Here is a 19,896-nt window from a genome sequence, read left to right as displayed (position 1 = left end):
CGGCGGCCTACGCGGGCCGGTGGGCCGGGCCCTCCGGGCTCAGCGCCGCCGTCAGGTCGCGGCGCGAGGCGATGCCCAGCTTGTGATAAGCGTGGGCCAGGTGCGTCTCGATCGTGCGCCGGCTCAGCACCAGCCTCAGCGCGATCTCCCGGTTGGTCAGCCCGCCCGCGGCCATCCCGGCCACCTGCTGCTCGGCCTCGGTCAGCGCCGCGGGCCCGTGCGTCGCCACCCGCCGGGGCCGCGCGCCCGCCGCGTGCAGTTCGGCCGTCGCGCGGGCCGCCAGCCGATGAGCGCCTCCCGCCGCGGCGACCTCCAGTCCCGTACGCAGCGGACCACGCGCCGCCTCCCGCCGACCGGCCCGCCGCAGGGCGCTTCCCAGGGCGACGAGCCCGTACGCCCAGGCGAGCCGTTCCGGCGTCCCCCCGCAGACCGCGACCGCCCGCTCCATCATCGGCAACCGCTCGTCCCGGCCCGCCACCGAGGCCGCCACTTGCAACGCATAGCTGAGCGCTCCCGGCGCCGCCGCCTCCTCGGCCGCCTCGAGATGCTCCCGGGCACTCTTGTCGTCCGGCGCTCCCACGGCCCGCGACGGCGCGACCAGATCGGCCCGCCACGAGGCCAGCCCCGGATGGCTGACGCCCAGCTCGTCCCACATCCGCCCGGCCGCCCGCAGATCGGCGATCGCCTCGACCGGCCGTTCCTGCGCCCACCGCAGCCGCCCCCGGCTCTGCAGGAACAGCGGACTGCTGAGCCCGTACGGGGGTGGCGGCCCGGGGAACGCCGCCGCGATCAGCGCGTCAGCCTCGGTGAGCCGGTCCGCCTCGACGAGCGCGTCGATCAGCGGGCACAGCGCGAACAGCAGCCCCTCCGGCGGCGTGTGGCTGCTCAGCTTGAACTCCACCGCGGCCCGCGCGTCGGCGATGGCCTCGGTGACCAGCCCGGCCGGCAGCACCGCGAGCGACCGCAGGAACCGCCCGTGCGCCACCGTGCTGAGCCATCCCCGCGCCTCCGCCGCCGCGGTCACCGCCTCGCTCATTGCCCGGGCCGTCCGGGTGTCGCCGTTGACGATGAGCGTCAGCCCGGCCATCGTGGGCAACAGGGAGTCCTGCTCCTGGGCCAGCGCGCCGCTCTGCAGGAGCGGCCGCAGCAGGGCCAGGGTGCCGGCCGCCGCCCGCCCGGCGAAGGTGTCTTCCATGGCCTCGACGACCCGCCACAGGGGCAGCGCCGGTGGGTCCCGCCGGCAGCGTTCGACCAGTCCCCGCCCCAGCGCCCGGGTGCGACTGTCCATTCCCGCGGCACCGGCGAGCTCGGCCTCGAGCCGGGCCATCGTCGCCGCCGGAACGCCCGCCCCCGGGGTGTCCAGCGCGAGCCGGCACACCGCGATGGCCGCCGCCCCGTAGGCGCTGATCGCCAGCGCCCGCCCGCAGCGCAACGCCGCCTCGGCCCGCGCCGCGGGGTCGGCGATCCGCGCCACCGCCTCGTAGGCCAGCGCCTGCGCGCCCTCCTGGCGCCCCGCGGACAGCGCGAGCGCCAGTTCGAGCCGGATTGCCGCGTCGTCGGCCCGGTCGGCCACCGGCTCGTCGAGCGCCCGTCGCAGATAGACCGCCGCACTCTCCGGCGCCCCACGCCCCGCGGCCTGTGTGGCGGCCGCGCGCAACATCGCCACCACCTCCGGACAGCCCGCCGGCTCGGTCCGCAGCAGATGCCCGGCCGTGCGTTCCGGATCGGACCCTCGCGCGGTCAGCAGCGCGGCCGCCCGGGCGTGCCACAGCCCGCGCTCCGCCGCGCCGAGACGTTCCGGCAACGCCGACGCGATCATCGGGTTGGCCGGCGACCAGTCCTCGTGCGACAGCACCCCCGCCGCCCGCAACGCGTCGGCGCACGCCGCCGCCCGGTCCGGAGCCAGCCCGGCCAGCGCGGCCGCGTCGTTCAGCCGGGCCGCCGGTCCGAGCAGGGCCAGGCCCGTGGCCAGGGCCGCGCAGCCGTCCGGCATCCGGGAGAGCCGCAGCGACAGCCAGCGCGCGACCTCGGCGGGGCTCACGGCCGGCGCCGAGTGGCCGTCCGAGTGGGTCAGCAGAGCCGTCAGCAGGTACGGATTTCCGCCGCTGGCCGCATGGCAGGCGGCCGCGAACGCCGCTTCGGCGGCCGGGAACCGCTCCCGCACCAGCCCGGCCGAGGCCGCGGCGTCGAGCGGGCCCAGCGTGACCACCGTGCCCGCCAGCAGTTCGCCGAGGACGGGCGCACCCGTGCCCGCGGTCAGCACCAGCGTCAGCGGCAGCTCGTCGGCCCGCCGGGCCAGCGCGGCCAGCCAGTGCTGCGAGGCGACATCGGCCCAGTGCACGTCGTCGACGACCAGGACCGCCGGGTTGCGGGCCGCCACCGCCGCCGTCAGGCAGAAGAGCCCGTGCGTGGCCGCATAGGGCCCGTCGAGCGGGGCGCCGCCGTCCAGCACGCGCTCACCCAGCGCGGCCGGCCCCCGGCACAGTTCCGGCCAGCCGGGCGCGGCCTGCAACGGGGCGAAGGCCTGCCGGGCTATTCCGAACGCGAAGTCGCGGTCGAGCGGGCCGCCCCGCGCCCGCAGCACGGTCAGTCCCCGCTCGCGGGCGTCCGCCACCGCCGCTGCCACCAGCACGGACTTTCCTGTCCCGGCCTCGCCCCGGACGGTCAGCAGACGGCCCGAACCGGCCGCGGCCGACCGCAGCGCGACGGTCACCTCGGGCTGACTTCGCATCATCGGTACGCCAAATCTCGGTAGAGCCTCCACGATGCTCCCGGTCGCCGCCCCGGGCCAGCGTGGAGGCACATGCCCGACAGTCGAGGGGGAGCATCATGACCGGGTACGTCATGGGTCGTACGGCCGAGGAGCACGAACGGCTGCGCCGGCAGGCCGCGATCTGGCAGCGGGCCACCGGCCGGCTGCTCGACCTTGCGGGGCTGTCACCGGGCGACCGCTGTCTGGACGTCGGCTGCGGCACCGGCGCGGTGATGGAGCTGATGGCCGGCCGAGGCGGCCAGGTGACCGGAATCGATCTGGACGCCGAGATGGGGGAGGCCGCGGCCGGGGCGGGCGGGACGTTCGTACGGGCCGACCTGGAGACCGACGACGACGCGGTGCCGGCGCAGAGCTTCGACATCGTCTACGGCCGCCTGATCCTGCTGCACATGAAGGACCCGGTCGGGGCGCTGAGCCGGATGTGGCGGTGGGTGGCGCCCGGCGGGCGGCTCGTGCTGCAGGACTACGACATGGAGGCAGTGACGTCGATCCCGGCGCTGCCGGTGCTCGACGAGTGGCGGCGGGTCTTCCTCGGGGCCTACACGGCAGCCGGCCGCGACCACCGGATCGGCCTGCGCCTGCCCGCCCTGTTCACCGCGGCCGGCATCGGCGCGCCCGACCTCACCGACGTGGCGGGCCGGCTCGGCACGATGGCGGATTCCGGGGCCATGCTGACGGCGACCTACCGCAGCATCGCGCCGCTCGCCCTGCAGCAGGGCCTGATCACCGAGGAGCAACGTGACTGGTTCCTGGACGACATGCGGCAGGCCGAGGGCGAGCATCCGGACCACATCGCGATGTGGCCGCTTCTGATCGGGGCGGTCAAGCGCCGGTAGTGCTCTGCCGCGGGATCAGCCGATGGGCCGCGCGGATCTCCTGTCCCGGTACGGGTTCCGCGCTGCCCATCCGCAGCACCAGCCGCTGGACGGCGATCCGCGCGATCGCGCCCTTGTCCGGCGAGATCGTGCTGATCGTGGGCCGCCCGTACCGCCCGTCCTCGATGTCGTCGTATCCGATGATCGCCACGTCCTCGGGCACCCGCAGTCCCCGCTGGAGCAGCGTGTGGATGGCCCCCGAGGCGACCAGGTCGCTGTAGCAGAACACGGCGTCGGGCCGGTCGTCCCGGTCGAGCAGCGCGGCCATCGCGGTCGCGCCGTCGAGCCGGTTGAACCGGGCCGTCCCGATGATCAGGGACTCGTCGACGGTCAGGCCGGCCGCCGCGTGGGCCGCCCGGAATCCGCGCGTGCGCAACTGGGCCGCCTCGCCCGTCGGATAGGGCTGGTCGCCGATGGCCGCGATCCGTCGTCGTCCGATTCCGATCAGGTGCCCGACGGCCTCGGCCGAGGCGGCCACGTCGTCGATGCCCACGTGGTCGAAGGTGCCGTCGGAGCGGCGTTCCCCCAGCACGACCAGGGGCAGGGCGGGATCCCGTACGGACAGATCGTCCTGGGACAGCCCGAGCGGGCTGAAGATCATGCCGTCGAAGAGCAGTTGCCGGGCCCCCCGCCCGACCAGCGAGGACTCGTGCGCGCGGTCGCCGTCGGTCTGGTCGACGAGCACGTTGTAGCCGGCCTCGCGGGCGGCCGGGATGATCGCCTGCAGCAGTTCGGAGAAGTACGGGGTGTCGAGATAGGGCACCACCACGACGATCTGCCCCGAGCGGCCGTTGGCCAGGTTGCGCGCGAGGACGTTGGGCCGGTATCCGAGCTGGGCGATGGCCCGTTCGACCTTCTCGCGGGTGGCGTCGGTGACCTTGGCATAGCCGTTGACCACGTTGGAGACCGTGCGCGGCGAGACGCCGGCCAGGTCGGCGACATCGCGCAGCGTAGTTTCGCGCATTGATTGTTTCCCATCTCTTGCCAGGATCCGCGCGACGGAGCATAGTCCTTTGCAGCGCTGCAATCGCATCTCAAAGTTCTCGAAACCGGCGAGTGTGTTCTCCCCTCACCCTCCTCGGCATCCCACCCATAGCGCGCCGCGGCACGGGCTCTATCACGCTCGGTGATGACTCCTGCCCTAGGAACGGTGCGCGATGTTTCCGGAGGCCAGGAAAATGCGCAGAATCCCCGCTGCCCTGCTGTGCCTGACCGTCGCGTTCTCCACGGCCGCCTGCGGCGGAGACGACGACGGCGACGGCGGTGGCACCGCTGCCAAGCCCACCAACTGCACGAACAAGGTCGTCCACGACGAGGCGCCCCGGGTGCTGGTCTGGGCGTGGTACCCGAACATGGCCAAGGTCGTCGACAACTTCAACAACCTGCACACCGACGTCCAGATCTGCTGGACCAACGCCGGCCAGGGCCAGCCCGAGTATCAGAAGTTCCAGACCGCGATCTCGGCCAAGAAGGGCGCGCCCGACGTCATCATGCTCGAGGCCGACCAGCTCGTCGGGTTCGAGATCCAGGACGCTCTGGTCGACCTGGCCCCGTACGGCGCCAACGACGTCAAGAAGAACTTCAGCGAGGGCGCGTGGAAGGACGTCTCGCAGGGCGAGGCCGTCTACGCGATCCCGGTCGACGGCGGTCCGATGGCGCTCATCTACCGCACCGACGTCTTCAGCAAATACAAGATCCAGCCCCCGAAGACCTGGGCCGAGTACGCCGAGGCGGCCGCGAAGGTCAAGGCGGCCGGCGGTCCCGTGTTCGGCGACTTCGGCAGCAACGTGCCCGCCCTGACCACCGCCCTGATGATCCAGAAGGGCGCCCAGCCGTTCGTCTACAACCTGGCCGACAAGCAGAAGATCACCATCAAGCTGGACGACCAGGCCACCAAGGACGTGCTGACCTACTGGGGCGAGCTGGCGACCAAGGGCCTGGTCGGCAAGGAGGACCAGTTCACCACCGACTACATCGCCGGCATGGTCGGCGGCAAGTACGCCACCTACGTCTCGGCCGCGTGGGCGCCCGGTTATCTGTCCGGCTCCGGGGTGGGCGCCGGCAAGGACAAGGGCAAGTTCGCCGTCGCGCCGCTGCCGCAGTGGGATCCGGCCAACCCGGTCTCGGTCAACTGGGGCGGGTCCGCGTTCGCCGTCACCTCGCAGGCCGCCGACAAGGCCCTGGCGGCCAAGGTCGCGATCGGGATCTACGCCGACGAGGCCTCGCTCACCGACGGCTGGAAGACGCAGACCATCTTCCCGCTCAATCAAGGCGTGCTGAAGTCCGACGAGTTCGTCAACGCGAAGGTCGCCTTCTTCAACGGGCAGACCGCGAACAAGGACATCTACATCCCGGCCGAGAACGCGTACAAGGGTGCGGTCTACAGCCCGTTCACGGTCTACTACTACGCCCAGTTGCAGGCCCAGATCGTCAAGATCCTCGGCGGGAAGACGACGGGCGCGCAGGCGGCGACCGACCTGCACAACCAGATCGTCGAGTACGCGAAGAGCCAGGGCTTCACGGTGAGCTGACCATGGTGCAGACCCTGTCGACTCCCACGTCCCGGCCGACGAAGCCCGCGGCGGCACGGCGGAGGCTCAGCCCGGGCTGGTTCTTCGTCGTCCCGTTCCTGATCGTCTTCGTGGCTTTCCTGCTCGCTCCGCTGCTCTACGCCGGCTACCTCAGCCTCTACACCAAGGGGCTGGCCACCGGCACCACGTTCGCCGGGTTCGACAACTACACCCGCGCGTTCGGCGACCCGTCGTTCCGCAAGGGCCTGTGGTTCGTGCTCAGGTTCAGCGTCGTGGTCATCCCGCTCCAGATCGTCGTGGCGCTCGTCGCCGCGCTGGTCCTCGACGAGGTGACCGGCCGGCTCGCGCGCTTCAGCCGGCTGGTCATCTTCCTCCCGTACGCGATCCCGGTCGTTCTCGGCGCTCTCATGTGGGGCTTCCTCTACAGCCCGAGCTTCGGCCCGATCGAGCAGATCGCCGGAGCCTTCGACGTGCGGGCGCCGTTCCTGCTCAGCCAGGGCAACATCTTCTACGGCCTGCTCAACGTGGTGACCTGGCAGTGGTCCGGCTACTACATGATCATCATCTACGCCGCGCTGCGCAGCATCGACTCGTCGATCTACGAGGCGGCCCGGATCGACGGGGCCAACGCCCGCCAGATCGCCTTCCGCATCAAGGTGCCGATGGTGTCGTCGGCGCTCGTGCTGATCCTGATCTTCTCGCTGATCGGCACCCTGCAGTTCTTCACCGAGCCGCAGATCCTCGGCCCGATCGCCAACGGCTCGGTGACGCCCGACTTCACGCCCAACATCTACGCGTACAACCTGGCCTTCCGGTACGCCCAGTTCAACTACGCCTCGGCGATCTCGTTCTCGCTGGGCTTCGTGGTCTTCCTGGTCGTCGCCGTCTTCATGTTCGCCACCCGCAAGCGGGGGAGCCTGTTCTCATGAGACCTCGTCACGTGGGCGCGAAACTCCTCCTGCTGGCGCTCTGCGGCTATTTCCTCATCCCCGTGTGGTGGCTGATCGTGGCCAGCACGAAGAACGCCGAAGGCCTGTTCTCCGGCTCGGGAGCCTTGTGGTTCAACGGTTTCCACCTGGCCGGCAATCTGCGCGACCTCTTCGCGTTCAACAACGGCGAGTTCGTGCGATGGCTCGGCAACTCGGTTCTCTACGCGCTCGCGGGCGGCGTCGGCTGCACCGTCATCTCGGTCCTGGCCGGCTACGGATTCGCGAAATACAGCTTCCGCGGCCGCAACGTGGTTTTCGCGCTCGTTCTCGGATCGGTCATGGTGCCGTTGACGGCGCTGGTCCTTCCGACGTTCGTGCTGATGTCGAACGTCGGCCTGGTCGACACCGTCTGGGCGGTTATCCTGCCGTCGCTGCTCAGCCCGTTCGCCGTCTATCTCATGCGCGTCTACGCGGCCGGGTCGGTGCCCGACGAACTGCTCGACGCCGCGCGCATCGACGGCGCCGGCGAACTACGGACCTTCGTCCGGGTGGCGCTTCCCCTCATGCAACCGGGCGTGATCACCGTGCTGCTGCTGTCGATCGTCACGACGTGGAACAATTTCTTCCTGCCGCTGACCATGCTGTCCAGCTCGAAACTGTTCCCGCTGCCCGTCGGCATCGGCCTGTGGACCCAACTGGCCAGTTCGAACAACGCCGGCGGCCAGTCCCTCTGGAACCTCATCATCACCGGTTCGCTGGTGTCGATCGTGCCGCTGATCGTCGCCTTCCTCACCCTCCAGAAATACTGGCAGGGCGGGTTGTCCGTCGGGAGCCTCAAATGACTCTGCACGCCTCGCTCAACCTCGATCCCGCCCGCGTCGTGGCTCCGGTCTCGCGCCGCACGTTCGGCTCGTTCGTCGAACACCTGGGCCGCTGCGTCTACGGCGGCATCTACGAGCCCGCCCACCCGTCGGCCGACGCGGACGGCTTCCGGCAGGACGTGCTTTCCCTCGTACGGGAAATGGGTGTTTCCGTGGTCCGCTATCCCGGCGGCAATTTCGTCTCCGGATATCGCTGGGAGGACGGCATCGGCCCCGTCGCCGACCGTCCCGTGCGCCGCGACCTGGCCTGGCACAGCCTGGAAACCAACGAGGTCGGCGTCGGCGAATTCATGCGCTGGGCCGATAAGGCGGGGGTCGAGGTCATGTACGCCCTCAACCTCGGAACCCGGGGCGTGCAGGAGGCCCTGGACGTCCACGAGTTTCTGAACCAGCCCGAGGGCACCCATCTGTCCGGCCTGCGCGGCGGAAAACCGTACGGGATAAAGATGTTCTGCCTCGGCAACGAGATGGACGGCCCGTGGCAGACCGGCCACAAAACCGCCCACGAATACGGCCGGCTGGCCGCCGAAACAGCCCGCGCCCTGCGCTCGGCCGAACCCGGCCTGGAACTGATCGCCTGCGGCAGTTCCCATTCCACCATGCCGACCTTCGGCGCGTGGGAGGCCACGGTGCTCGAGCTGGCTTACGACACCGTCGACTACATTTCCGCGCACGCCTACTACGAACCACTCGACGGCGACCTGCCCTCTTTCCTGGCGTCCGCCGTGGACATGGACCACTTCGTCACCAGCGTGACCGCAACAGCCGACGCCGTGGGCGCCCGCCTCAAGTCCACCAAGCGCATCAACATCTCCTTCGACGAATGGAACGTCTGGTATCTGAGCCGTTGGCAGAACGCCCCGACCCCGCCGGAGTGGCAGACCGCGCCCCGCCTGATCGAGGACACCTACAACGTCGCCGACGCCGTCGTGGTCGGAAGCCTGCTGATCTCGCTGCTGCGCCACAGCGACCGGGTGACCGCCGCCTGCCAGGCCCAGCTGGTCAACGTCATCGCCCCCATCCGGGCCGAGCCGCAGGGCCCGGCCTGGCGGCAGACCACGTTCCACCCGTTCGCCCTGACCTCCCGCCTGGCCACCGGTTCGGTCCTCGACGTCAAAATCGATTCCCCCACGTACGCCGCCGCCCGCTTCGGCGACGTCCCCGCACTGGACGCGGTGGCCACCCACGACCCGCTCTCCGGCGACCTGACAGTCTTCGCTGTCAACCGCTCGCCGGAATCCCCGGCCGACCTGACGTTCCCGCTCACCGCCTTCGGCCCGGCGAGGGTCGCCGAGTCGTGGCTCCTCGCCGACCCCGACCTGACCGCCACCAACACACAGCAGGACCCCGACCGTGTGACCCCCTGCCCGGCCCCCGGCCTCGAACTCGACGACGGCGCCCTCCGAGTGACCCTGCCCGCGGTCTCCTGGGTGGCGATCCGCCTGACCACTGAGCCGGAGACCGTTAGCCACGCCCTGCCATTCAGCGGCTGAGCAGGGCCTTCATCCACCGCCACGGAGCCGCTTCTACTGGAGGACGACAGAACGAGCACATTTGCACTCGAGGAGTTCTCATGGCCACATGGACCGCGGACCAGTTGCCGGACATGACCGGCGCCACGGTGATGATCACCGGCGCCGGCGGGGGAATCGGGCTGGTCACGACCCGCGAGCTGGCCCGCAGCGGCGCCCACGTGGTGCTGGCCGTGCGCGACGTCGACAAGACCCGCCGGGCCGTCGCCGGCATGCCAGGTGACCTCGATATCCGGCGCCTCGACGTGTCCGACCTCGACTCGGTCCGCGCGTTCGCGCAGTCGTACACCGGCGACATCGACGTCCTGATCAACAACGCCGGGGTGATGGACATCCCCGCCGCACGTACCCCGCAGGGCTTCGACCTGCAGACCACGACCAACTACTTCGGGCCCTTCCTGCTCACCAACCTGCTGCTACCCCGGCTGACCGATCGCGTCGTGACGGTGTCCAGCCAGCTGCACCGCTTCGGCAAGCTGCACCTCGACGACCTCGACTGGCGCACCCGCAAGTACAACGGGCTGGCCGTCTACGAGTCGTCCAAGCTCGCCGTCGTGCTGTTCTCGCTGGAACTGCAACGCCGCCTGACCGCCGCGGGCAGCCCGATCCGCTCGATCATCGCCCACCCCGGCGTGGCCCGCACCGGGCTGGTCAACCACTCGAAGCTGAACATCGTCAACCGGTTGCCGTTCCTGGTCCAGGACGTCGAGCACGGGGCGCTGCCACTGCTGTACGCGGCCACCCAGGACGTCCCCGGCAACGCCTACGTCGGCCCGGACGGTCTCTTCAGCTTCACGGGATACCCGGCCGTCCGCAAACCCGGCCGCGCCGGACAGGACTCGACCGTCGCCAAGAAGCTGTGGCAGGCCACCGCGGCCCTCACCGGAGCGGGCGCGTGAACGATGTCTCCGCAGCCGGCCGGCTGGGGTTAGCGTTCCGGTATGAGGCTGGGACTGCGAGGGCGCCAGGGTGGGCGGCGGGTCGACCTCGTGCTCGGTCTGCTGCTGGTCCTGAGCGTGGTCACCGGCGTGACGGCCAACACAGTCGGGGTGAACTGGCCGTTCGACCTCATTCAGCTGCACGCCGGTGCGGCGCTGGCGATTCTGCTGCTCGCGCCTTGGAAGTACGTGATCGTGCGCCGTGGGCTGCGGCGGGCTCGGCGCGGGCGGGCGATCAAGACGCTTTCGCTCGTGCTCGCGGTGCTGGTGCTCGTGACCATCGGCAGCGGGCTGCTGCATTCGACCGGCCGGGTCGAGTACGTCGGCCCGCTCACGCTGATGCAGATTCACGTCGGAGCGGCGGTCGGCGCGGTGCTCGCCGTGGCCGGTCACTTCGCCGGTCACGCCGTGCGCCCGCGCCGCGCCGACGCCGACCGGCGGGCCGTGCTGCGACTGGCCGTGCTGGGCGCGGGCGCGGCCGCGGTCACCGCCGCCTGGGACGGGTGGGCGGCCACCGGGCGGCGGTTCACCGGGTCGGTGCCGTCGCCGGCGCTGAAGGTCACCGCCTGGTTCGACGACGGCATTCAGCGGGTCGACCCGGCGCTCTGGACCTTGCGGGTGGGAACGGCCGCGCTCGACCTGGCCGCGGTCCGGGCCCTGCCGCACGAGAGCTTCCGGGCGGTCCTCGACTGCACCAGCGGCTGGTACAGCGACCAGCAGTGGGAGGGCGTGCGGCTGAGCGCCGTGCTGGCCGCGGCCGGGATTCCGGCGGGGGACTGGCGCAGCGTCAAGGTGCGGTCGACGACCGGCTATGCCCGCTGGTTCGGCGCGGGAACGCTCGACGACGTCTGGCTGGTGACCGCGGTGAGCGGCCGGCCGCTGTCGTACGGCCACGGCTTCCCGGCCCGCATCGTCGCCCCGTCCCGCCGCGGCTTCTGGTGGGTGAAGTGGGTGTCCTCCATCGAGCCGTCGGCCCGCCCGGCCTGGGCCCAGTCCTTCTTCCCGCTGAGCTGACCGGCCCGGGCGAGGGCCGTGACCCCGCGGTACCGGCGAAAACGGTGGCGGGCGTGCCGCACACTACCGCCATGGAGATCCTGATCGTGGTGGGCGCCGTCCTCGTCGTCGCGGTGTTCGTGGTTCTCGTCGTGCGCGCCTGCAACGACCCGCGGCCCCAGTCCAAGCGGCAGGGCCACGGGGGGAGCAGCGGCAGTTTCTGGTCGGGCGGCAACTACAACGACGGCGGCAGCTACGACAGCGGCGGCAGCTACGACAGCGGCGGCAGCTACGACAGCGGCGGCAGCTACGACAGCGGCGGCAGCTACGACAGCGGCGGTGGCGACAGCGGCGGTGGCGACAGCGGCGGTGGCGGTGGCGGTGGTGGCGGAGACTAGCGGCTGCGGACAGTTACCCGGTTGAGGGCCAGCGTCCCCGCGTCGAGGCGCAGGCCGAAGGCGGGCGAGCCGGCCACCGAGGCCAGCGGCGCGGTGTGGACAAGGTTCCAGGCGCCGTCGCGTTCGTGCCAGGTGGTCAGCGTGCCCGAGCGGGCCAGCACCGCGAACCGGTCGTCGGCCTGCCACTTCACGTTTGCGCAGCAGCCGCCATCGGGCTGGGGCTCGCCGTCGGTCCGTACGTCGGCCCCGGACGTGCCGAAGTGGTTGTTGTACCAGGCCAGCGCGTTCGTGCGGTCGTTCGACGAGAGGCCCAGGAACAGGCTGTCCTCGGGGGCCGAGCCGGCGAACTTCGACGGCTCGACGATGACCGCGGTGCCGGCCGCCGAAGCGCTGACGGGAGCGGCCAGGACGGCGAACGAGCGGGACGTGGACGCCGCGGTCAGGGTGCCGCCGGCGACGGTCAGGGCGGGGGACGGCTCGGCCGCCGGGTGGTCGACCCGATACTGCGCCAGGCGGTCGGTGGAGAAGTCGTCGTCCCACAGCGTCACCGGGTAGCTGTCCGGGTCGAACCGGTAGGACGTGGGCAGCAGGGCCCCGCTCACCCCGGCGGCGGACCGGGCGAGCACCCGCACGGGCAGGCCGGCCAACGGATCGGTGGTGGCCGGCACGGTCACGTCCCAGGTTGTCGTCAGCGTGGTTCCGGCGTTCAGAACCGGGACTTGCGCGGCCGTACGCGGACGGGCGGTCCATCCGCGGGGAGTCTCGAGCGACACCCGTACGCCGGGAACGGTTTTCGAGGCAGTGACGCGCGTCTGCACGGTGGTGGTGACTCCCGGGTCGACGGCCAGGGATCCGGTGGCGAATCGGGCGGTCAGGCGGGGATCGGGCTGCCGCCACACCTGCAGGGCGGTGATGCCGACCGCGCCGCCACCGGTTCGCGTCGGCACCACCCGCAGCCGGTCGGTGGTGAGCGGCGGGTCGACGACGATCCGGTTGACGGCCCGGCCCACCGGCGTCGCGGGGGAGCGCTGCTGACCCGGCACGTCGGCCCAGACCCCGGCGGCGGTCTGGTACTGCAACGCGTACGCGTCGGGGGTGCGCACCCCGCCGCCGTCGTCGTAGAAGTCGAGGCGTACGTCGGAAACCACGGTCGGCGCACCGAGATCGACGGTCAGCCAGTCCGACGCGTTGGGCGACTGCCAGGTGGTCCAGCGGGTCGTCGGCACGTCGAGGTGGAAGTCCTGACCGTCGATCGCGTTGGTGGCGCTGTCGGCCGGCCAGGTGTACGACGCCGTCGCCCGGGGATAACCGGTTTCCCGTACGTTCGCCGCGTCATCGACGAGGTCGGGCTGATCGACCGGGGCGGCCGGCGGGGGAACGGTGAGCCGCACGTCCCCGAGGGCCGGCCGGGAAAGCCGCTGCACGCCGTCGACCCACACCCGCATTCCGGCGCCGTGGCCGTAGACGGTGCCGTCGCGATCCCACACGACGGTCAGGTTGTGACCGTGGTACGGCACGTTCTCGACCGCGAAATGGTTCCACGTCGAGGGAACAAGAGGCGCCACCCGTACGGAATCGCCGTCTTGCGCCCGGATGCCCAGCAGCCCGGACAGCACCAGGTCGGTGAAGGTCGAGTGGTTGTAGTCCTCGGAATGCCCGGCGCCGTCGTAGATCCAGCGGTCCTCGTCGGGGTGGTGCGCCTCGGCCACGTACGGGAGGCCGTTCTTGCGCTGGGTCAGCGCGTAACCCCGGAGGATCGCCGTGTAGTCGTCGCGGTTCACGAAGGACTGGGCCGGATAGTCGAGCAGCTGATTGGCCAGCGCGGTCAGGGTCTGGCTGGTCGCGAACGGCCAGCTCGGCCCGTCCCAGCGGCAGCAGCCGTTGAGCGCCTCGTGCATGAACCAGCGGCTGCGGCGTTCGGTGGTCGTCGGCCCGTACGGCGCGGCGAAGCCCTGTGGGTCGGTCAATTGCGCCCACGCCGTCGCCTTGCCGGCCGAGGGCATGTGGAAATACCAGGGGATGAAGCCGATCTGCTCGCGGTCGGCGATCCGGGTGTCCTGCCCCTTCATCACGTGTTTGTAGAACGAGCCGTCCCACATCACGCGGTCGGTGGCCGCCTTCAGTTGCGCGGCCTCGTTCTCGTAGCGCTGGGCGGCCGCCGTGTCGCCGGTCTTACGCTTCAACAGGGCCAGGGCGCGCGCATCCCCGTACTGGTAAGCGTTGAGGGTGGGCCGGTAACCGTCGCCGCCGTGATAGGGATCGCTGGTCTGATACGAACCGGCGGTGAACTCCATCGCGTCCCACACCGGCGTCTGCCAATAGACGCCGCGCGACGCGTCGAAGTTGGTGCGTTTCCAGCCCTCGTACTGCTTTTCGAGCGCGGCCGTCCGGTCGGTGAGGAACTTCCAGTCCCCGGTCACCTCGGCCCGCGAGACGGCGGCGTCGACGGCCCAGAACGAATACTGATGGGCCCAGTCGGTCGTGTTCTTGTTCAGCTCTTCGGTGGCCGGCTTGGCCTCGGAACCGGACCCGGTCAGCCAGTAGTCGAGGTAGTCGTCGAGATAGCGCCGGTCCCGCAGCCACCGCCCCTCATAGAGGTGATGCCCGGCGGCCGCGTCGATTCCCCCGGAGGGCGCCGAATAGCCGACCGGGCCGAGGAACTCGGAAACGATCCAGCCGTCCTTGGGCCCGGTGTATTTGAGCGCCTCCTTGAACGTGCGCCACCGGTAGTAGTACGTCTTCTCGATCTCGGCGTCGGGCAGGTCGACGAAGGGAATGTTCGACTCGTACCAGTCCGGCTCGGGCGTATCGCCGAGCAGTGCCCGATGGTCGAGAAAATGCGTGGTCGTTCCCACCGGCGGATAGAGCGGCGGTGGCGCCCCCGCGGCCCCGGCGGGGCTCCCGGGCGCAAGGGCCATCCCCAGCACCGTAACGGCCCCGACCCAGCGACCAATCACCATCGCACGCTCCCCGGAACCGAACCACCAAGAATCCCCAAAGTCAAACATCGGCGTTCATCAACGTCAAGGCCGGGCCGGGAAAGGCGCGCCGGGAAGGCCGCGGGTAAAACCATTGCGTTGTCCCGGCGGTGTGGTTGGGTCGACGCATGTCGATCACGATGGAGCGCGTCACGCCGCAGTCCCTGGGTGCGGTTGTCGAGGCGGTGGCGAGCTGGCAGCACGCCGGCGGTCCGGTCCAGCTCCATCCCGGTGATCTCGGGTGGAACTGGAGTTTCGGCGCGCGCGAGCTGGCGGCCGCGGTCCGGTTGTGGGTCCGCGACGGGCAGATCCTGGCCGCCGGCATGGTCGAGGACGCCAGCGGGCTGATCCGCCTGGGCCTCGCCCCGAGCGTGGACGACGACGTTGCCTTCGCCGAGCAGCTGCTGGCCGGCCTGTCCGGGCTGACCACCGTCGAAGCCCGCTTCGGCACGGCGTTCCGGACCCTTCTGCGCCGCGGCGGCTGGGTGGCCGACGAGCCGTGGACGCCCCTGTCCCGCGACCTGAGCAAGCCGGTGGAGGAACCCGGGATCACCATCGAGGTCCTCGACGCCGACGACGTGCGGGACCGGATCGTGCAGGACCGGGTGGCGATGCAGCGGGCGATGTTCACCAATTCGACGTTCACCCTGGAACGCTGGAACGCGATGGCCGCGGCCCCGCCCTATCGCCGGGCCCGGTGCCTGGTCGGTTACGACGACGACGGCTGCCCGGTCGCCGCGGCGACGGTCTGGTCGGCGGGGGAGGGCCGGCCGGGTCTGCTCGAGCCGCTGGGCGTGCACCGCGATCACCGCGGCCGGGGCTACGGCCGGGCCATCACCGTGGCCGCGGCGGCCGCCCTGCAGCAGATGGGGTCGTCGTGCGCGACGGTGTGCACCCGGACCGCCAACACCGGCGGCGTGGCGACGTACGTGTCGGCCGGCTTCCGGCGGCTTCCGGACGTCGCCGACTTCCGCCGGGCCGGCACCCCGGCCGTCACCTGAGCGGCTTCACCCAGCGGGAGCACTCCTCCTGCCGGTGGTAGCCCCGCGCGGACCAGACACTGTGCGCGCGCTCGTTGGCGTCGAGCACCATCGCGTCGGCCCGGGTGCCGCCGAGGCCGCGGAAGCGCTCCTCGGCCGCGGTCACCAACCGGCTCCCGAGGCCGGCCCGCCGCCGGTGCGGGGCGACCGCGAGCCGGTACAGGTGACAGCGCCACCCGTCCCAGCCGGCGATGACCGTTCCGACGATCTCACCGTTGTCGACGGCGAGAATCAGCGCCAGGGGATCGCGCGCGAGCAGCGCCTCGAGGGCCGCCGCGGAATCGACCGGCCGGTTGTTGTTCTCGGCCGCCACGTGCCAGAACTCCAGCACGGCGGCCACTTCGGAGGCCTGCGCGGCCCGGAGGATCAGTTCGCTCACCGCCGCCACGCTAGCGGGCGGCGACGACAAGGCGCCCGGCACCCGCCCGGGAGGCGTCTCACAATGAGACGCCTCGCCGGGGCCGGTGGGGGTTCGATGGCCTCATGGAGCCGGCCACGTTCGCCGGGGTCGCCGGGATGGTGACCTGGTTCGGCGTGCTCGGCCTGATCGTGGCCGGGCTGGCCCTGGTCGCCGTGCGGCTGGTGCAGGCCGAGGCGGTGCCGGCCCACGTCCGGGGCCGGGCCCGCTGGTGGGGCGCCCACAACACCGGCTTCATGCTGGCCAGCCTGGCCCTCGCGCTGGCCGGGGTGCTGGGCCTCGCCATCGCCTGACCGCGGCTATCGTCGGGGCATGACCGACCAGCGACCGACGCTCGCCGATGTCGCCCGGGTCGCCGGGGTGTCGCGGGCGGCCGCCTCCCGGGCCATCAACGGGGCGTACGGCGCCTCCGACGCCGTCCGGCAGCGGGTGCGGGCGGTCGCCGCGGAGCTCGGCTTCGAACCGCACGCGGCGGCCCGCGCGCTGGCCACCGGCCGGGCCACGGCCGGCCGGCGGGAGCGCATCGAGATGCTGATCGTCGACCCCGATCCGGACGCGATGAGCGTCAAGCCGTTCTACGGCCGGGCGTTGACCGGCGCGATGCGCGGGCTGGCCGGCCATGACCTGTCGCTCGAGGTCCGCCGGGTGTCCACGCTGCCGGTGGACGACCACGACCCGCCGTTCGGGCGGCTGCTGATCAACGTGCCGGGGCCGGCCGGGGCCGCGTACGCGCGTCGTGGCCGCACGGTCGCGCTGGGCCGGTCCGCGCCCGGCGTCGCCTTCGTCGCCCCCGACAACGACGGCGGCGGGCATCAGGCCGCCGTTCACCTGGTGAGCACCGGCCGCAAGCGCATCGGCGCGGTGTTCGGCCCGCCCACGCCATGCGCCCAGGAGCGCCGGACCGGGTTCCTGCGCCTGATGGAAGGCAGCGGCCGGGCCGTGACCTGGGCCGACGGCGACTTCACGGGCGCCCGGGCCTACGCCGCGGCCCACGAGCTGCTGGCCCGGGAACCGCGGCTCGACGCCGTGTTCGCCGCGTGCGACGTCACCGCGATGGGCGTGCTGAGGGCCCTGCGGGAGACGGGCCGGCGGGTCGGCGACGACGTCGCGTTGGTCGGCTTCGACGGCAGCGCCCTGGCCGAGGCGGCCGACCTGACCTCGGTCTACATGCCGGTCGAGGAGGAGGCGGCGGCCGCGGTGCGGCACCTGCTCGACCCGGCCCTGCCGGCGCCCGCCCGCCTGCCGACCACGCTCACTGTGCGCGGATCAAGCTGACCCGATCAGCCGTTCGCCGCGGGCTGATACACGTCGCACTGGCGGCCCAGTTCGGCCTGCGCCGTCGTCCAGCCGGAGCAGAGCCGCACCGGTGGTTTGACCCCGCGGAACATGTAGGACGCCTGCACCCGGAAGCCGGTCCGGCCGCGGCCGCACTGCTTGCCGAACGTCTGCCATTCGAGCCCGTCGGCCGGTCCGCTCCGGCCGACCTGGATGACGGCGCAGCGGAACAGGGTGCGCCCGGTCAGGGTGCCGGTGATCCGGAACGGCGGCACCGGCTGCTCCGGGATGCTCATCATGTGCTGGTAGGTGCCGGACCCGACGACACCCCCGGCGACCAGCCGGAACGAGCTGTCCCCGGCGGCCGCGGCGGGGGCCGCGGCCACGCTGAGGCCGGCTACGGCGGCGACGACACTGGCGAGTAGGCGCACGGTCTGCTCCTTGCGAAGACGACGGTGGCCCGTACGGGCCACCACCACACCAACGCCGTGAACCGCCTCGGGGTCGCGCCTCACGGCAGGCGCAGGCGGACCTGGACGGGCAGGTGGTCGCTCGGATACTGCGTTCCGCTGTGGTGGGTGTTGATCAGCGCGGCCGAGACGGCGACCCCGCCCGTGGTCAGCACCCAGTCGATCCGCGGTCCGTCCGGCACGAGCGGCCGATAGCCGTGGAAGGTGCCGTACGCGGCGCCGTGTCTCGCCGCCGCGGTCCAGGCGTCCCGGTAGCCGGCCCGGCCCAGCAGGTCGTAGACGTAGCCGGTGGGCTCGGCCGGGGTGTTGAAGTCGCCGGTCAGCACGATCGGCAGGACCGGCCGCTGCGCCCGCAACCGGTCGCGGATCAGCTCCGCGGCCCGGCGTCGCGCGTTCTCCGCGGCGTTGTCCAGGTGGGTGTTCACGGCGTAGAACCGCTTGCCGGTCGTACGGTCGAGGAACCGGACCCAGGTGACCATGCGGACCGACCAGCCGCCCCACGTCTCGGATCCCGGTATCTCCGGCGTGTCAGAGAGCCAGAAGTTCCCGTACGCCTGCGGGGTCAGCCTGTCCTTGCGGTAGAAGATGGCCATGAACTCGCCAAGGGTGCCACCCAGCCGCCCCTTGCCCAGATAGTCGTAGTCGCCGCCGAGGTCGGTCCGGATGTCGCGGAGCTGGCCGGACAGCCCTTCCTGGGTCCCGATCAGGTCGGGCCGCTCGTCGCCGAGCAGCGAGCGCATCGCCGGCCGCCGGTCGGCCCACGAGTTCGGAGTGGCCGTGCCGGCATAGCGCAGATTGAAGGTCATCACGTGCAGGTCGGCCGCCGCCGCGCGCCCGGCCAGCCGCTCCATGGCCGAACGCTCTGGACCGTCCGGCGCGACCGTGGCCGGCAGCGTGCTCACGACGGCCAGTACGGCGGAGACCAGCGTCCGCAGCACCGACCCGCGCTCCCCGGCGAATCGGCTGACGCGCCCCATGCCGCCCATGGTAGTTCGGACGGCTTAACCCGGCCGCTCGGCGACGATCACCATTCGGTGGTGGTCCGCGGTCAGCGGGTGGCCGTCCTCGCCGTGCCCGGCCACGCCGGTGAAACCCGCGGCGAGAAGCCAGTCGCGCAGCTCCGGGAAGGCGAACAGCCGTTTCAGGAAGGTGAGCCGCCGGGCCTGGCCGTCCCGGACGACCGTGCGTTCGACCTCGAACCGCCCGGTCAGCGGATCGAGGTGGTGGCGGTCGACCAGCATGTCGCCGTTGTCGCGGGTCGCGGTGATTCGCGACGGCGTGTAGGCGCTCAGGAACCGGGTCAGATTGTCCAGGTCCATGGCGAGCCGGCCGCCGGGGCGCAGGACCCGGGCGATCTCGGTCAGCACGCCGCGGTTGGTGGCGTCGTCGAAGTACCCGTACGCGGTGGTCCAGTTGATCACCCGGTCGAAGCGGCCGGTCCAGGCCGGAAGGGCGCGCATGTCACCGCGCACGTACTCGACGTCCACCCCGGCCGCCGTCGCGCCGGTCCGCGCCCGGTCCAGGAAGACCTCCGACGAGTCGAGCCCGGTGACCCGGCAGCCGCGCGCCGCCAGCTGGTTGGCCATCACTCCGTGACCGCAGGCGAGATCGAGCACGCTCATTCCGGCGGTCAGGCCCAGCAGCCGCCAGACCAGATCAACGGCGGCTTCGCCCTCGTACGCGGTGGCCACGAGCGCGCCGTGGGTCGGCCCGGTGTCCGAGGAGGCGAAGAAGTGCAGGTAGTCCTCTTCGTACATGGCCGCGGCATCGAACAGATCGACCGTCATGGTGCCGACGTTAGGCCATGCGACGCGGTGGCGCAGGGGGCAGCAACTAGCCCCGCGGCCCTGTTCAAAGGGGCAAAA

18 protein-coding genes are annotated in these 19,896 nt (G+C 71.6%); 11 read left to right on the top strand and 7 right to left on the bottom strand.

All coding sequences use genetic code 11. The features are described from left to right. Window positions 1-7 precede the first annotated feature (7 nt). A complete protein-coding gene (locus ACZ3I4_RS09435) occupies window positions 8-2,731 on the bottom strand; it encodes an AAA family ATPase (protein ID WP_465381422.1) in 2,724 nt (907 codons plus the stop codon). 98 nt (window positions 2,732-2,829) lie between these two features. On the opposite strand from ACZ3I4_RS09435, the gene ACZ3I4_RS09430 reads away from it, so the two are divergent. Further along, window positions 2,830-3,609, top strand: coding sequence for a class I SAM-dependent methyltransferase (locus ACZ3I4_RS09430; RefSeq protein ID WP_465381421.1), 780 nt, complete (start codon window positions 2,830-2,832; stop codon window positions 3,607-3,609). On the opposite strand, the gene ACZ3I4_RS09425 is transcribed toward ACZ3I4_RS09430, so the two are convergent. Then, a complete protein-coding gene (locus tag ACZ3I4_RS09425; protein ID WP_465381420.1) occupies window positions 3,596-4,612 on the bottom strand; it encodes a LacI family DNA-binding transcriptional regulator in 1,017 nt (338 codons plus the stop codon). The genes ACZ3I4_RS09430 and ACZ3I4_RS09425 overlap by 14 nt on opposite strands. A gap of 214 nt (window positions 4,613-4,826) precedes the next feature. Here ACZ3I4_RS09425 and ACZ3I4_RS09420 point away from each other — a divergent pair, with 214 nt between their 5' ends. The 7 genes from ACZ3I4_RS09420 to ACZ3I4_RS09390 all read left to right on the top strand — a co-directional run bounded on the left by ACZ3I4_RS09420 (window position 4,827) and on the right by ACZ3I4_RS09390 (window position 11,850). Then, window positions 4,827-6,179, top strand: coding sequence for an extracellular solute-binding protein (locus tag ACZ3I4_RS09420; protein ID WP_465381419.1), 1,353 nt, complete (start codon window positions 4,827-4,829; stop codon window positions 6,177-6,179). A gap of 2 nt (window positions 6,180-6,181) precedes the next feature. Next, complete coding sequence (locus ACZ3I4_RS09415; RefSeq protein WP_465381418.1) at window positions 6,182-7,108, top strand: carbohydrate ABC transporter permease; 927 nt, start codon at window positions 6,182-6,184, stop codon at window positions 7,106-7,108. Beyond that, entirely contained in the window at window positions 7,105-7,950 is an 846-nt protein-coding gene (locus ACZ3I4_RS09410; protein ID WP_465381417.1) for a carbohydrate ABC transporter permease, read from the top strand. The genes ACZ3I4_RS09415 and ACZ3I4_RS09410 overlap by 4 nt, the downstream gene beginning before the upstream one ends. Beyond that, entirely contained in the window at window positions 7,947-9,482 is a 1,536-nt protein-coding gene (arfA, locus tag ACZ3I4_RS09405) for an arabinosylfuranosidase ArfA (protein ID WP_465381416.1), read from the top strand. Before ACZ3I4_RS09410 ends, arfA begins: the two co-directional genes overlap by 4 nt. An 80-nt stretch (window positions 9,483-9,562) precedes the next feature. Then, window positions 9,563-10,420, top strand: coding sequence for an SDR family NAD(P)-dependent oxidoreductase (locus ACZ3I4_RS09400; protein ID WP_465381415.1), 858 nt, complete (start codon window positions 9,563-9,565; stop codon window positions 10,418-10,420). A gap of 42 nt (window positions 10,421-10,462) precedes the next feature. Beyond that, on the top strand, window positions 10,463-11,473 hold the full coding sequence (locus ACZ3I4_RS09395; RefSeq protein WP_465381414.1) for a molybdopterin-dependent oxidoreductase: 1,011 nt from the start codon (window positions 10,463-10,465) through the stop codon (window positions 11,471-11,473). 53 nt (window positions 11,474-11,526) lie between these two features. Beyond that, window positions 11,527-11,850, top strand: a complete 324-nt coding sequence (locus ACZ3I4_RS09390) for a hypothetical protein (protein WP_465381413.1) — start codon at window positions 11,527-11,529, stop codon at window positions 11,848-11,850. On the opposite strand, the gene ACZ3I4_RS09385 is transcribed toward ACZ3I4_RS09390, so the two are convergent. Further along, the gene (locus ACZ3I4_RS09385; RefSeq protein WP_465381412.1) at window positions 11,847-14,768 is read right to left on the bottom strand and encodes an MGH1-like glycoside hydrolase domain-containing protein; all 2,922 of its coding nucleotides are present in this window, start codon (window positions 14,766-14,768) and stop codon (window positions 11,847-11,849) included. The genes ACZ3I4_RS09390 and ACZ3I4_RS09385 overlap by 4 nt on opposite strands. Window positions 14,769-14,956: 188 nt before the next feature. Here ACZ3I4_RS09385 and ACZ3I4_RS09380 point away from each other — a divergent pair, with 188 nt between their 5' ends. After that, window positions 14,957-15,829 (top strand): GNAT family N-acetyltransferase, encoded by an 873-nt coding sequence (locus ACZ3I4_RS09380; RefSeq protein ID WP_465381411.1) that lies wholly within the window; start codon window positions 14,957-14,959, stop codon window positions 15,827-15,829. On the opposite strand, the gene ACZ3I4_RS09375 is transcribed toward ACZ3I4_RS09380, so the two are convergent. Further along, the gene (locus ACZ3I4_RS09375; protein ID WP_465381410.1) at window positions 15,822-16,247 is read right to left on the bottom strand and encodes a GNAT family N-acetyltransferase; all 426 of its coding nucleotides are present in this window, start codon (window positions 16,245-16,247) and stop codon (window positions 15,822-15,824) included. The genes ACZ3I4_RS09380 and ACZ3I4_RS09375 overlap by 8 nt on opposite strands. A gap of 104 nt (window positions 16,248-16,351) precedes the next feature. Between ACZ3I4_RS09375 and ACZ3I4_RS09370 the strand changes: the two genes are divergently transcribed. Together ACZ3I4_RS09370 and ACZ3I4_RS09365 are read left to right on the top strand one after the other, a co-directional pair. Then, complete coding sequence (locus tag ACZ3I4_RS09370) at window positions 16,352-16,579, top strand: hypothetical protein (protein WP_465381409.1); 228 nt, start codon at window positions 16,352-16,354, stop codon at window positions 16,577-16,579. A gap of 19 nt (window positions 16,580-16,598) precedes the next feature. Continuing rightward, window positions 16,599-17,561, top strand: coding sequence for a LacI family DNA-binding transcriptional regulator (locus ACZ3I4_RS09365; RefSeq protein ID WP_465381408.1), 963 nt, complete (start codon window positions 16,599-16,601; stop codon window positions 17,559-17,561). 5 nt (window positions 17,562-17,566) lie between these two features. Here ACZ3I4_RS09365 and ACZ3I4_RS09360 read toward each other — a convergent pair whose 3' ends face one another. The 3 genes from ACZ3I4_RS09360 to ACZ3I4_RS09350 form a co-directional block, all read right to left on the bottom strand. Continuing rightward, entirely contained in the window at window positions 17,567-17,992 is a 426-nt protein-coding gene (locus ACZ3I4_RS09360; protein ID WP_465381407.1) for a hypothetical protein, read from the bottom strand. An 80-nt stretch (window positions 17,993-18,072) separates the two neighbouring features. Further along, on the bottom strand, window positions 18,073-19,008 hold the full coding sequence (locus ACZ3I4_RS09355) for an endonuclease/exonuclease/phosphatase family protein (protein WP_465381406.1): 936 nt from the start codon (window positions 19,006-19,008) through the stop codon (window positions 18,073-18,075). A gap of 24 nt (window positions 19,009-19,032) precedes the next feature. Continuing rightward, the gene (locus ACZ3I4_RS09350; RefSeq protein WP_465381405.1) at window positions 19,033-19,818 is read right to left on the bottom strand and encodes a class I SAM-dependent methyltransferase; all 786 of its coding nucleotides are present in this window, start codon (window positions 19,816-19,818) and stop codon (window positions 19,033-19,035) included. Window positions 19,819-19,896: the final 78 nt, after the last annotated feature.

This window comes from Actinoplanes sp. NPDC021490 (genome assembly GCF_055562135.1).
This window is presented reverse-complemented; position numbering and strand designations above follow the sequence as displayed.

Coding starts and splice junctions, on each gene's coding strand:
- ACZ3I4_RS09420 (WP_465381419.1), top strand. CDS start 4,827: ATGCGCAGAATCCCCGCTGCCCTGCTGTGCCTGACCGTCGCGTTCTCC.
- ACZ3I4_RS09435 (WP_465381422.1), bottom strand. CDS start 2,731: ATGCGAAGTCAGCCCGAGGTGACCGTCGCGCTGCGGTCGGCCGCGGCC.
- ACZ3I4_RS09415 (WP_465381418.1), top strand. CDS start 6,182: ATGGTGCAGACCCTGTCGACTCCCACGTCCCGGCCGACGAAGCCCGCG.
- ACZ3I4_RS09430 (WP_465381421.1), top strand. CDS start 2,830: ATGACCGGGTACGTCATGGGTCGTACGGCCGAGGAGCACGAACGGCTG.
- ACZ3I4_RS09355 (WP_465381406.1), bottom strand. CDS start 19,008: ATGGGGCGCGTCAGCCGATTCGCCGGGGAGCGCGGGTCGGTGCTGCGG.
- ACZ3I4_RS09400 (WP_465381415.1), top strand. CDS start 9,563: ATGGCCACATGGACCGCGGACCAGTTGCCGGACATGACCGGCGCCACG.
- ACZ3I4_RS09350 (WP_465381405.1), bottom strand. CDS start 19,818: ATGACGGTCGATCTGTTCGATGCCGCGGCCATGTACGAAGAGGACTAC.
- arfA (WP_465381416.1), top strand. CDS start 7,947: ATGACTCTGCACGCCTCGCTCAACCTCGATCCCGCCCGCGTCGTGGCT.
- ACZ3I4_RS09425 (WP_465381420.1), bottom strand. CDS start 4,612: ATGCGCGAAACTACGCTGCGCGATGTCGCCGACCTGGCCGGCGTCTCG.
- ACZ3I4_RS09410 (WP_465381417.1), top strand. CDS start 7,105: ATGAGACCTCGTCACGTGGGCGCGAAACTCCTCCTGCTGGCGCTCTGC.
- ACZ3I4_RS09395 (WP_465381414.1), top strand. CDS start 10,463: ATGAGGCTGGGACTGCGAGGGCGCCAGGGTGGGCGGCGGGTCGACCTC.
- ACZ3I4_RS09365 (WP_465381408.1), top strand. CDS start 16,599: ATGACCGACCAGCGACCGACGCTCGCCGATGTCGCCCGGGTCGCCGGG.
- ACZ3I4_RS09380 (WP_465381411.1), top strand. CDS start 14,957: ATGTCGATCACGATGGAGCGCGTCACGCCGCAGTCCCTGGGTGCGGTT.
- ACZ3I4_RS09370 (WP_465381409.1), top strand. CDS start 16,352: ATGGAGCCGGCCACGTTCGCCGGGGTCGCCGGGATGGTGACCTGGTTC.
- ACZ3I4_RS09385 (WP_465381412.1), bottom strand. CDS start 14,768: ATGGCCCTTGCGCCCGGGAGCCCCGCCGGGGCCGCGGGGGCGCCACCG.